This is a genomic window from Daejeonella sp. JGW-45 (assembly GCF_029360805.1).
Classification (GTDB): Bacteria; Bacteroidota; Bacteroidia; order Sphingobacteriales; family Sphingobacteriaceae; genus Daejeonella.
The window spans coordinates 113,484-126,107 of the sequence record NZ_JARKNC010000003.1 but is presented as its reverse complement, the minus strand read 5'-3'; the positions used below and the strand labels follow the sequence as shown (position 1 = coordinate 126,107).

The 12,624-nt window shown below is 40.8% G+C and carries 10 protein-coding genes; 9 read left to right on the top strand and 1 reads right to left on the bottom strand.

Translation table 11 applies throughout. The features are described 5' to 3' along the window. Positions 1 to 33 precede the first annotated feature (33 nt). The 9 genes from hemF (at position 34) to P2W76_RS06040 (ending at position 9,874) form a co-directional block, all read left to right on the top strand. Positions 34 to 942, top strand: coding sequence for an oxygen-dependent coproporphyrinogen oxidase (gene hemF, locus P2W76_RS06080; protein WP_276346697.1), 909 nt, complete (start codon positions 34 to 36; stop codon positions 940 to 942). 13 nt (positions 943 to 955) lie between these two features. Further along, positions 956 to 1,357 (top strand): hypothetical protein, encoded by a 402-nt coding sequence (locus P2W76_RS06075; RefSeq protein ID WP_276346696.1) that lies wholly within the window; start codon positions 956 to 958, stop codon positions 1,355 to 1,357. Positions 1,358 to 1,369: 12 nt separating this feature from the next. Next, positions 1,370 to 1,912 carry an isopentenyl-diphosphate Delta-isomerase gene (idi, locus tag P2W76_RS06070; RefSeq protein WP_276346695.1) on the top strand — a complete coding sequence of 181 codons (543 nt, stop codon included), beginning with the start codon at positions 1,370 to 1,372 and terminating at the stop codon, positions 1,910 to 1,912. Positions 1,913 to 2,085: 173 nt separating this feature from the next. Beyond that, complete coding sequence (locus P2W76_RS06065) at positions 2,086 to 3,009, top strand: TIGR01777 family oxidoreductase (protein WP_276346693.1); 924 nt, start codon at positions 2,086 to 2,088, stop codon at positions 3,007 to 3,009. A 4-nt stretch (positions 3,010 to 3,013) separates the two neighbouring features. After that, a complete protein-coding gene (locus P2W76_RS06060) occupies positions 3,014 to 4,318 on the top strand; it encodes a deoxyribodipyrimidine photo-lyase (protein WP_276346691.1) in 1,305 nt (434 codons plus the stop codon). 164 nt (positions 4,319 to 4,482) lie between these two features. Next, on the top strand, positions 4,483 to 7,041 hold the full coding sequence (gene gyrA / locus P2W76_RS06055; RefSeq protein ID WP_276346690.1) for a DNA gyrase subunit A: 2,559 nt from the start codon (positions 4,483 to 4,485) through the stop codon (positions 7,039 to 7,041). Positions 7,042 to 7,047: 6 nt separating this feature from the next. Continuing rightward, the gene (locus tag P2W76_RS06050; RefSeq protein ID WP_276346689.1) at positions 7,048 to 8,154 is read left to right on the top strand and encodes a hypothetical protein; all 1,107 of its coding nucleotides are present in this window, start codon (positions 7,048 to 7,050) and stop codon (positions 8,152 to 8,154) included. Between the two features lie 7 nt (positions 8,155 to 8,161). Continuing rightward, entirely contained in the window at positions 8,162 to 9,340 is a 1,179-nt protein-coding gene (locus P2W76_RS06045) for a tetratricopeptide repeat protein (RefSeq protein WP_276346688.1), read from the top strand. 333 nt (positions 9,341 to 9,673) lie between these two features. Continuing rightward, on the top strand, positions 9,674 to 9,874 hold the full coding sequence (locus tag P2W76_RS06040) for a cold shock domain-containing protein (protein ID WP_079701265.1): 201 nt from the start codon (positions 9,674 to 9,676) through the stop codon (positions 9,872 to 9,874). Between the two features lie 98 nt (positions 9,875 to 9,972). Here P2W76_RS06040 and P2W76_RS06035 read toward each other — a convergent pair whose 3' ends face one another. Next, on the bottom strand, positions 9,973 to 11,319 hold the full coding sequence (locus P2W76_RS06035) for a PhoH family protein (RefSeq protein ID WP_276346687.1): 1,347 nt from the start codon (positions 11,317 to 11,319) through the stop codon (positions 9,973 to 9,975). Positions 11,320 to 12,624: the final 1,305 nt, after the last annotated feature.

Here is a 12,624-nt window from a genome sequence, read left to right as displayed (position 1 = left end):
TAAGGTTTCAGTAAAAATGTCCAAATTTGACGGATGGTCACTAAGGATGAAATTGCTGAGGCTTACAGACAGATCCAGGACGAAATTTGCGCGGGTTTAGAGCTGGCAGATGGTGAGTCTAAATTTGAAGAGGAAGTTTGGACACGTGAAGGCGGAGGTGGTGGCAGAACCAGAGTCATTCAAAACGGGAATGTTATTGAGAAGGGGGGAGTGAATTTTTCTGCGGTAGAAGGTGATCTTCCCGAGAATATAAAAAAAGCCTTCGGCGTACACGAAAATCATTTCTTCGCTACGGGCGTTTCTATTGTAATTCATCCGGATCACCCCTGGATACCAATCATTCATATGAACATCAGGTATTTTGAAATGAGCTCGGGCTCAGGGAACGACCTGCGCTGGTTTGGTGGCGGTATCGATCTGACACCTCATTACGTGATAGATGAAGACGCACATTTTTTTCATAAAGAACTTAAAGAAACGTGCGATCGGTTTAATAAAGACTTCTATTCAAAGTTTAAGAGGCTGGCGGATGATTATTTTTTTATCAAACACCGTGAAGAAACCAGGGGCGTGGGTGGCATTTTTTACGACCGCTTGAATCCCGAGAGCACTGGTATGGAATGGCGGGACATCTTTGAATTTTCCAAAGCCGTCGGACGTACTTTTCTGCCGGTCTATAAAGAACTCATCGAAAGAAACAGGAATAAGTCATATACTAGCGAGCACAAAAAATGGCAATATCAGCGCCGGAGCAGATATGTTGAATTTAACCTGGTTTACGATGCTGGTACTAAATTCGGCTTAGAAACTAATGGCAGAATAGAGTCCATTCTAATGAGCCTGCCTCCCCAGGCAAACTGGGTATATGATTATAAACCAGAGCCGGGCAGCGAAGAACAAAAAACACTTAGCTTACTAAAAAAGGGTATCAACTGGATATAAAAAATAGACATCTATGAAAACAGCTATCAAAAGTATATTAACGGGATTGATTCTAATATTTGCCGCTGGATGCTCATCTAATGGTATTGAAGGGACATGGCAGTATGACGGAGGTGTTTATAACGGCAAAGCCCGTAAAGCCCATACAGACTTTCAGATGCAACGAACTTATAAGTCGGACACGTACGAAGCATTTCTTCTGGAGGGAACGGCTGCGCCAGAACTATATAATTCAGGAACCTATGAAATTAGGGGCGATAGTATCTTAATAACGAGTAAGTTCAGCACTCAGCCTTCACAGAATGATGACGTAACAATTGCTTATAAGCTTAAAACGGAAACCGGCAAGATGATCACCAGCGGTGTTCTCCCTAATGGAATGGTTGTTGAAGAATACTGGAAAAAGGTAGAATAAGTCTTTTTGGGAATGATCAATATGGACGACAAGGGGGCAAACGAACTTTTGATATTGGTTGATGAGGAAGATAACGGAATAGGCTTTCTTGACAAAGTTAAAGTTCATCAAAAGGGAGTACTGCACCGGGCTTTCTCGGTGTTTATTTTCAATAACGCGGGCGAGCTTTTACTTCAGCGGAGGGCTTTAAGCAAATATCATTCGCCCGGATTATGGAGTAATACGTGCTGTAGTCACCCGCGAAAAGGCGAAGGCACGCTTCGTGCCTGCGAGCGGAGGCTTCAGGAAGAAATGGGTATGAGCAGCGATCTGAAATTTGCATTCAGTTTTACTTACCGCGCAGAATTTGAAAATGGCCTGACGGAACATGAATTTGATCACGTTTACCTTGGCTATAGTCAGAATCTTCCAAACCCGGATCCTTGCGAAGTCATGGACAGCAAATATATTTCAATGGATGAGCTGCAAAACAATGTTTTATCGCGTCCTGAAGACTATACGGAATGGTTGAAGATCTGCCTGCCGCGGGTTGTACAATATCTTGGAATCAATTGAGATGATCAAGTGTTGGGATACCTAAGTCAGGGTATTTTTATGCAAGATGAAATAAATATGAACTTCCTTTCGGATTTCTTGGTATTTTAGCACATTTGGTGGTCAGGGATAAAATAGCAGAAATCTTCAGGTTTCGTGAAGCAACATTAAACAGGTTGTTCAATTAAATAACAATGGGCGAGTCTAAAACACGTAAAAACATTCTGGTAACTGGAGCGACCGGGCTAATCGGAAGTAGAATCGTGAGAAATCTGCAGCAAAGAGGGCATGTAATCAAAGTCCTGACCCGTGACCCTTCAAAGGTTAAAAATGCCGAGGCTTTTTATTGGGATATTGAAACCGGACAAATCGATTCAGGCTGCCTGGCGGGTATTGACACCATAATCCATCTCGCGGGCGCAGGTATTGCCGATAAACGTTGGACAAAGAAGCGTAAACAGGAAATTATTGACAGCCGGGTAAAGTCCACAAGACTTCTTTATAAAACTATACGTGAAACGGGCGCAAAAATTGACACCATCGTTTCAGCATCCGGGGGTGGCTACTACGGGCACCGCGGCGACGAGATACTTACAGAAGAAAGTAGTAATGGTACAGGATTCCTGGCTGAATGCTGTAAACAATGGGAAGATGCCATCGATGAGGGAAAGGCATTTTGCAAGCGCATAATAAAACTCAGAATTGGTATTGTATTAACACGGCATGGCGGCGCACTGGTCGAATTGGAGAAACCCATTAGCTTGTTTGCAGGCGCTGCACTTGGAACGGGAAAGCAATGGATTCCCTGGATTCACCTATATGATATGATCTCCATCTTTGAAAAGGTTGTCGAGAACGAGGAATATAATGGTGTCTATAATACCTGTACACCTTTCCCGGTTACCAACCATGAGTTTACCAGGGCCCTCGCTAAGAAACTCAACAGGCCGGTATGGCCGGTTAACGTACCTGAATTTGTTTTAAAAGCCCTTTTGGGAGAAATGAGTGAAGTAGTGCTGATCAGCGATCGCAATTCGCCTCAAAAATTGCTTAATGCAGGATTTCAATTCCGCTATCCTGCTCTTGATGATGCGCTGACAGAAATTTATTCTCAGTAACGATTTGAAAGCGAGGCTGAGTATTTGCTGGTTCAGGCGGGACCTTCGCCTGGATGATCATGCTGCTTTTTTTCATGCCCTTAAATCGCCTTACCCGGTACTGCCGGTTTTTATCTTTGATCCGGACATCCTGGACGAGCTTACTGATAAGTACGATCCCAGAATATCGTTTATTTACAATACACTTCGTGCGCTCGATTTAAGGCTTCAAGATCATGGATCGGGCTTCTATGTTGTATACTCATCAATTGAAGAAGCCTTTCTTAAAATCCTGGACACGTTTGATGTGCAGGCGGTGTTCACAAATAATGATTATGAGCCTTATGCCATCAAGCGTGATGCGAATATAAGGGCCCTGCTAGGATCGAGGGGAATTTTATTTCAATCCTATAAAGACCAGGTAATATTTGAAAAGCTGGAAATACTGAAATCAGATGGATCGCCTTACACTATTTTTACGCCCTACTCCAGGCAATGGAAACAAAAATTTACCACAGCGGAACTTACTGGCTACCCAAGCGAGAAATTTTTGAGCAACCTGTTTAAAACCAAACAATTTCAATTCCCGGAGTTGGAAGAGACAGGTTTTTCAAGTCTGGATCCAGTCATGCCAAAACCGGACTTCAGCGAAAGAACTATAAGGAACTATCACAAAACCAGGGACTTTCCATCGCCAGGGGGAACAAGTCACGTGAGCCATTATCTTCGTTTTGGGATCATTAGCATTCGCCGAGTTGTGAGCTTAGCTTATAAATGGAATGAAACCTGGTTAAATGAGTTAATTTGGAGGGAATTCTTCATGATGATACTTTATTGTTTTCCAGGGGTTGTTTCTGAAAGCTTCAAAAAGAAATATGATAAAATACCCTGGCGAAATGATGAGAAGGAATTTGAGTTATGGTGTAAAGGTGAGACAGGATACCCGCTTGTAGATGCTGGAATGAGGCAGCTCAATGAAACAGGGTGGATGCATAACCGTGTCCGGATGATTGTTGCTGGATTCCTGACAAAACATTTGCTGATTGACTGGCGGTGGGGAGAAGCTTATTTTCGACAAAAGCTTCTTGATTATGAACTTTCCTCCAATAATGGGAACTGGCAGTGGGCAGCCGGCTCCGGCTGTGACTCGGCACCCTATTTCAGGATATTTAATCCCATTACCCAGGCGAAAAAATTTGATCCCCGGCAAGCCTATGTCAGAACATGGATAAAGGATTTTGATTCTTATGATATCCCTCCGGTAGTGGAAAACGACTTTGCGAGAAAAAGAGCTATTTCCGTGTATAGACAGGCTTTATCGGAGGTCTGAAAATGACAATGCACAGATCAGGAAGCACCGAATATTTTTGTACACTGATGGTAAAGACCGTGAAATTTGCTAACTTCGCAAGGTTCAAAAAGTAAAGATATCGTAACACTTATATCGGACTTTGATCGACTTGAAGAACCCTTATTTAGAACAGTAAAAGAAACATGGCTGAAGATACAGAAAACGATAATTTAGCACCCCAGAACGATAGAATAATACCTATTAATATTGAGGAGGAAATGAAGTCCGCCTACATCGATTATTCGATGTCGGTGATTGTTTCCCGGGCACTTCCGGATGTTCGCGACGGACTCAAGCCTGTACACCGGCGGGTGCTTTACGGAATGCTTGATCTGGGCGTAACGAGTAGTAAGGCCCATAAAAAATCGGCACGTATTGTCGGGGATGTTTTAGGTAAGTACCACCCGCATGGTGACGCTTCGGTTTATTTTGCAATGGTTCGTATGGCCCAGGAGTGGAGCCTGCGTTACCCAATGGTTGACGGTCAGGGAAACTTTGGGTCTATTGATGGCGACTCGCCGGCAGCGATGCGTTATACGGAAGCCCGTTTAAAGAAAATTGCTGAAGAAATGCTGGCGGATATCAATAAAGATACCGTCGATTTTCAGCTCAATTTTGACGATACACTTGAAGAACCGACTGTACTGCCGTCCCGGATTCCTAACCTTCTCGTAAACGGAGCGTCGGGTATTGCTGTTGGTATGGCAACCAACATGCCGCCGCACAATTTAACAGAAGTTGTAAACGCGACTATATCCTACATTGAGAACAATGAAGTCACTGTAGCAGACCTGATGCAGCATGTTAAGGCCCCTGACTTCCCTACAGGCGGCATAATCTATGGTTATTCTGGCGTTCAGGAAGCATTTGAGACCGGTCGGGGCAGGATAGTAATGCGTGCTAAAGCAGACATCGAGGTTTATAAAGGCGATCGCGAGCGTATTATCGTAAATGAGATCCCTTACCTGGTGAATAAAGCTAACATGATCGAGCAAACTGCAGGTCTTGTTAATGATAAAAAAATAGAAGGTATCAGTGAAATAAGGGATGAGTCGGACAGAGACGGAATGCGTATTGTTTATGAAATTAAACGTGACGCGAACGCTTCCGTGGTACTTAATAACCTTTTTAAATATACAGCTTTACAAACCTCATTTAGTGTAAACAATATTGCTCTTGTAAACGGGCGGCCAATGTTGTTGAACCTAAAGGACCTGATACGGCATTTTGTTGATCATCGCCATGAGGTAGTTATACGCCGGACTAAATTCGATCTTGCAGAAGCGGAAAAACGGGCTCACATACTTGAGGGCTTATTAATTGCTCTTGATCATCTTGACGAGGTAATTAAGTTAATCCGTGCGTCAAATAGTCCGGAAGATGCGAGAGTAAGTTTGATGGAGAGTTTTAATCTTTCGGACATTCAGGCCAGGGCTATCCTTGACATGACCTTGCGTCGTCTGACAGGACTGGAGAGAGATAAGATTAAAGAGGAGTATGCTGAATTAATGAAAACCATCGAATACTTAAATCAAATTTTAGTTGATGAAGCATTGCGGATGAAGATCATTACCGATGAGCTGATTGAAATAAGAGACAAATTCGGGGATGAGCGCCGTACTTCTATCACGCACTCTGCCGATGACATGCGGATGGAGGATTTTGTCGTTGATGAAGAAGTTGTCATAACCATTTCTCACGAAGGTTATATCAAACGTACGCCCTTAACAGAATATCGCAAGCAGGGCCGGGGTGGTAAAGGTTCGATGGGATCCCAGTCACGTGACAAAGATTTTATCGAGCATATCTTGGTTGCCACAAACCATAATTACATGCTTTTCTTTACTGAAAGCGGTAAATGTTTCTGGCTCAGGGTGTTTGAGATACCTGAAGGGTCGCGAACCAGTAAAGGCCGCGCAATTCAGAACGTCATCAATATTCCTAAGGAGGAAAATATCAAAGCATACATTAAAGTTGTAAATCTCAAGGATCAGGAATACCTGGAAAACAACTTTATTATTATGTGTACCAAGAAGGGAACGATAAAAAAGACATCCCTGGAGGCGTATTCCCGTCCTCGTACTAATGGAATAAATGCTATCAACATAAATGAGGGTGATCAGCTTCTTGAAGCATGTATGACCACCGGAGAAAGTGAAATTGTTATGGCACTTCGTTCGGGAAGGGCTATACGTTTTAATGAATCAACAGTTCGCCCGATGGGCCGTACGGCTACCGGGGTGCGTGGTATCACACTGGCGCATGACAAAGACGAAGTAGTTGGAATGATAAGTATCAATAATCCTGAGGTTACGGTCTTAGTAGTATCAGAAAATGGTTATGGCAAACGTACTGATATAGATGATTATCGCGTTACTAACAGGGGAGGTAAGGGTGTTAAAACTATTAATATAACCGAAAAAACAGGTGAGTTGGTCGCTATTAAGGACGTTACTGACAACGACGACCTTATGATCATTAATAAATCTGGAATCGTCATCCGCATAGGTTTGAGTGATCTTCGTGTGATGGGGCGTGCTACTCAGGGAGTTCGCTTGATTACGTTCAAAGGTGATGATTCAATAGCTTCCATTACTAAGGTAGAACACGAGGAAGAGGTGGAAGACGAAACTACTGAAGATGCCGGAAATGAGGATATGGAAAATAATTCGGAAGATACCGATGATCAGAAAACGGAATAATTTACAATGAAGGGAATATCAGTATTTCTTTTTTCTACGTTGCTTTTGTTCATAGCATCTTCTCAGGCTCAGACCCTGACCACCAAGGAAGCTATGAACAATCTCGCAAAATATTCCTCTTCCGGGAATATAAAGGATCTTGAGAGTGCGAGAAAATTTGCTGATGATGCTTATAAAACCAAGTCAGATTCAGGCGCATTTAGAAATAATCTCACTCGCAGCCTTATTTATTCCACGCTTGCCAGAGTAGACTCGAATCTAAAGTTGAAGTACGCCAAAGATCCGGTAGACGTGACCCTGCATTCGCTTAATATTGTTTATGCTTCAAAATCGGCGGGGGATGCTGCATCGCAGATCAACTATATCAACGACCAGCTTAAGCACACCTATTTGTACCGTGCAAATAGTTCATTTAAGGGTCGCCGTTTCAGCGAAGCGTTAAAGTACTTCACTATTCTTGACACAATAGACAGGAATAATTTTTCCATAACACATAACCTGGCCTTGCTTCATCAGGAATTGGGAAATTATTCAAAAGCTATATTCTTTTATGAAAAGTTGATTTCACAAAAAGCAAAGCCTGAATACTATTTGATCTTAGCAAATTTATATGAGTCGCTTGGAGATGAGAATAAATTATTAGGTACCTTAAAAAATGGGAGTGAGGCGTTTCCTGCTAACCGTGACCTTATTTTTAAGTTGATCAATGTACTTGTTAATCGTAATGATTACGAAGGAATAGCCCAATTTATTGAACGTGCACTGAAACTGGATGAATTCAATGTCAATTTAAATTATCTCGCTGGCTTTTCTAATGAGATGACTGGTAATACCCTGAAAGCAGAAGAATATTATAAAGCCGTTCTAAATATCAATCCTAATAATTATGAAGGAAATTATGCGTTAGGTTTACTTTATCTTAATTTATATTTAAAAGATAAAACAAAGAGCGACATGATGTATATTTCTAAATATTATTTGTCTAAAGCAAACGAAATCGATCCTAATGAGTTAAAGTCATTAACATCTTTATCTCTATTGTATAAGTATACCGGAGATACCGATGAACTTCAGAAAATTAATAACAGAATAAATCAACTCAAATTAAATTAAAAATAACATGAAAATCAGATCTTTCATTTTAGCAGCTGTTTTCACAGTTTCCTCTGTGTCGGCTTTCGCGCAAAAGGGGGAAGTAGCAAATGCTAAAAAAAATTACGAGAGTTATGTCCAGCTAAAGGAGGCTAATTCGCTGCCTTTGGCCATGCCAAACTTGAAAAATGCTAAAACGTCGATAGATAAAGCTGTGGCACACGACAAGACTTCAGCAGATCCGACTGCATGGACTTATAAAGCCCTGATCTACGGAGAGCTGGCACTAATGGACACAGTTCCGGCGACATCAAAACCCCTTATTACAGAATCCCAAACCGCCCATAAAAAAGCATTGGAACTTGATAAAGATGGAGCTAACAAAGCAAACCTCGATCATGCGAGTGGTGCGATCTTCAGTCAGTACGAGCTTAATCAAGGTGTCAGAGCTTACCAGACCAGTAATTTCGCTGATGCTTATACATCGTTTTCTAATGCATTGAACTATCGCCCCGGTGATACAACAATAACTTATTATGCTGGTCTTTCTGCAATTAATTCTAAAAATTATGAGGCGGGGATCAAAAGCTATGAGGCATTGACAAAGACCAATTTTTCAGCTAACAACCAGATTTATCTTGACCTTTCCCGGCTTTATTCCATGAAAGGCGATACAGCCAAGGCGATTGCGATCGCCGGTGAAGGAGCTGCTAAATTCGGCGACGCTGCCCTGGCAACACAGGAAATTGAGCTGAGCTTAATGTCCGGAAAGCAGAAGGAGGTTATCACCAAGATTGCAGATCAGGCACAAAAAGACCCAAAAAATAAGTTGTATCCATATTATCTTGGAATTGCCTACAGTACTGTCGGTGACAATGTGAAAGCAGAAGAGTCATATCTTCAGGCTCTGGCGATTGATCCTGCCTTTGCTGATGCTACGATCAATATTGGCGGTGTAATGCTAAATAAGGGAATCGCACTTTATAATGAAGCGAATAAACTTCCACCTACACAGCAAAAGGAATATGATGTGATTATGAAAAAGGCTACAGTTGAATTTGACAAAGCTTTCCCATATCTCCAAAAGGCTACTGAATTAGACGGCAAGTCGAGGATCGCGCTGGAAAATTTAAAAACTTACTACCTTGTGAAGAAAGATAATGCAAAGGTTGAGGAGCTCACCAAAAAGATTGAAGCACTTCCATAATAATTTAATTAGAGAAGATAGAGGAAGCCCGGGTATTATATCCGGGCTCTTTTTTTTTGAAAAGCTATTCGTATCGCCTGACTCTATTTAACATAATATTAATTATGGTTCTGATATTGTTATTCTAGTTCATTATTATATTTTCAATAATCTGACGATTGCCAATAGTGTGTAGACATCTTTAAACCCATTATTTAGTATTGGAAAATAATCTTCTGATTATTACTAATTATACAAAACCAAAATTGCCCCTTGCATGCTTGCAGAATAATTATGTTTAGAATGATATCTATTTTTCATATCTTTGATCTTATTATCTTAATAAATAACACAATGCAAAAAGAAGGTACAGTAAAGTTTTTTAATGAAACTAAAGGATTCGGGTTCATCGTGCCCGCAGAATCAGGTGAAGAGGACGTTTTCGTTCACTCATCAGGTCTAATTGATCAAATTCGTGAAAACGATAAAGTTCAATACGAAGTTGAGCGTGGCAAAAAAGGCCTTAACGCTGTTAATGTGAAAGTTGTTTACTAAATCAACATATATCATGACAAAAAAGCCCGGAATTTACTTCCGGGCTTTTTTTTTACGCCTTTTTAAAAATGGTTCTCTTAGAGTTGAGTCAACTTAACTTACAACAAATCATTTGCCAGATTGGCCAGTTCACTTCTTTCGCCTTTTTGAAGTGTTATATGAGCATACAAGGGATGATTTTTGGCTTTATCGATCAAGTATGACAGGCCATTGCTTTCTGCATCAAGGTATGGAGTGTCAATCTGATAAATATCTCCCGTAAAAACTATTTTCGTGTCTTCACCCGCCCTGGAAATAATAGTCTTAATTTCATGTGGAGTTAAATTTTGAGCTTCGTCTACGATAAAGAATATCTTCGTTAAAGTGCGGCCCCTGATGAAAGCCAGAGGAGCTACTGAAATTTTCTCTGTAAGAACCAGTTCATCAATTTTCGCCTGTGCCTTTTCATCGATACCTAGCTGGTCCTTGATAAACTTAAGATTATCCCATATCGGTGCCATATAGGGATCTACCTTTGACTTAATATCGCCAGGCAAAAATCCTATATCTTTATTACTTAATGGCACTATCGGCCTGGTGACAAAGATCTGTCTGTAATTTTTCCTTTGCTCCAGAGCGCTGGCTAAAGCTAAAAGCGTCTTTCCCGTTCCCGCGTTTCCCTGGATGGTAACAAGCTTAATTTGCGGGTTCATTAGCGCGTGAACGGCGAAGGCCTGTTCGGGATTTTTTGGTTCAATATTATAAACAGACTGTCCCGGAATATATTCCAGCTCAAATTTTTTAGGATTATAATAAGCAGAGACTGTTTTATTTTTACTGTTCAGAATAAAGAAATGATTTTCATGAAGTATGCTAGTACCGGTTTTTTCAATTGGGAGAACTTTTTTTGTGATCAGTTCATCCAGTACCTTATTGGGAAGTTTACTTATTGTCGTCTTGCCGGTGTAAAGCTCCTCTACATTTTTAACCTTTCCGGTCTCATAATCCTCAGCAAAAAGGTTGAGCGCTTTTGCTTTTAACCTTAAGCAAATATCCTTTGAAACCAGGATGATCTTTTTTAATGGATACAGCTCCTGAAGACTTAAAGCTGCATTTAATATGCGGTGGTCGAATTTACCTTCTCCAAAGATCTTTTCAGCATCAGCCTCTGCAGGTATATGGTCCATTACTACTTTGAAGCTGCCTCTCCCCTTTCCGCTTAATGGTATCCATTGATTTAAAAGCGCGTTCCTTGAGATATCATCCATCAAACGGATAAAACTCCTCGCCTCATAATTGCGGGTATCATTCCCAGCTTTAAAATTATCCAGTTCTTCCAGTACCTGTATCGGAATCGCGACATCGTGCTCTTGGAAGTTTTGAAACGCGTCATGATCATACAAAATAACCGAGGTGTCCAGGACGAATATTTTTCCCGTAGCTGATATTGAGTTATCCTTTCCCATTTAATCAAAAATAAGAAAATCGAGAGAAGGTTTGGGTAGAAATGGAAAAAGGGGTAAAAAGAAAAACGGAAACCTTGCTCTTTCGATTGGGGTTTCCGTTTTAACTTTTTCGCAGCCGTAGCTGCTCAAAGTATTAATTCATCTTTACTTTGCCTGGTTCGTTCCTGCCGGTCTTTTCAAACCTTTAGTATCCGTTGACCCTTACTTTCTCATCACAACCATTCCATAGAATGTTTGTAACATAGGTAATGCCTGTCCTTTGGAACTTTTCCTGTCAGCCTTTATCTCACGATGCCGGTCTGAATTGAAGCTTAAATTATCCGAAATCTGATGAAGCCCGAGAGCTTCGGATTTCTGTGGATATTGTTTCAGGCTGTCAAAGTACGTCCGTCTTAATAATACTAATATAGGCTTTTTGGAGACACATGTCAAGGGAAAAATGAATGTTTTTAGTAACAGGTTTATCAACAGGAATATCAGACTTGTCAACCGTTGGGATATTCGTAAGTAGTTATTATATAGCACGCTAATAAGCAAATCGCAGGTTTATTAACAATAAGTCCTTTGTGATGATATTAACAGTAAAACGTTTTTTATGTTTACTATGCGATATTAGAAATAGACCCCAAAGAGGCAATTGCTTTTTTAGGTTTTCAGGCGGGAAAGTCTCTTTAACGATTACATTGACAATAAATGTCAGAGGATTAGGCGGAGAACAGATCGGGAAAATTAACGATTCAGCTGTATATTAGCCCAGGGTCCATGAAAACAAAAACGGAAACCGTCCTCTTGCGATTCAGGTTTCCGTTTAACTTTTTTCACAACCGTAGTTGATCAAAAGCATAAGTTCTGCGATACTTAACCGGTTCGTAGAATCAGTGCTCTTTCAAACAAGATTCTCGTGGCCCTTTATTTCAATATTGCATACATTCCTTAGATCGTTTGCAATCTTCAATAACGTCTGTCATTTCGACCCTGATCTTTTCGAACACATCTTGCGATCTGCTCTGAATCAGGTTTAAATAATCCCGGATCTTGAAACCCGAGAGCTTCGGATCTTTTGGGACCTTGTTTCAGACTGTCAATGTACCTCGTTCTTATTAATACTAAGGTATGCTACAAAGCCTTTGCCGTCAAGTAAAAAGTGCTATAATTTATAAACAGGTTACCCACAACAAAGGTGACTTTATTAACAGTTCTGTTTTTGATATCCATTTGATTGTAAGGACATAACATTTGCGAATGAGATATTATTAACGGGTACAACAAATTCCACTATTAACAAATTGATAAAAAACAGCTGAA

Coding starts and splice junctions, on each gene's coding strand:
- P2W76_RS06050 (WP_276346689.1), top strand. CDS start 7,048: ATGAAGGGAATATCAGTATTTCTTTTTTCTACGTTGCTTTTGTTCATA.
- P2W76_RS06075 (WP_276346696.1), top strand. CDS start 956: ATGAAAACAGCTATCAAAAGTATATTAACGGGATTGATTCTAATATTT.
- P2W76_RS06045 (WP_276346688.1), top strand. CDS start 8,162: ATGAAAATCAGATCTTTCATTTTAGCAGCTGTTTTCACAGTTTCCTCT.
- gyrA (WP_276346690.1), top strand. CDS start 4,483: ATGGCTGAAGATACAGAAAACGATAATTTAGCACCCCAGAACGATAGA.
- hemF (WP_276346697.1), top strand. CDS start 34: ATGGTCACTAAGGATGAAATTGCTGAGGCTTACAGACAGATCCAGGAC.
- idi (WP_276346695.1), top strand. CDS start 1,370: ATGATCAATATGGACGACAAGGGGGCAAACGAACTTTTGATATTGGTT.
- P2W76_RS06040 (WP_079701265.1), top strand. CDS start 9,674: ATGCAAAAAGAAGGTACAGTAAAGTTTTTTAATGAAACTAAAGGATTC.
- P2W76_RS06035 (WP_276346687.1), bottom strand. CDS start 11,319: ATGGGAAAGGATAACTCAATATCAGCTACGGGAAAAATATTCGTCCTG.
- P2W76_RS06065 (WP_276346693.1), top strand. CDS start 2,086: ATGGGCGAGTCTAAAACACGTAAAAACATTCTGGTAACTGGAGCGACC.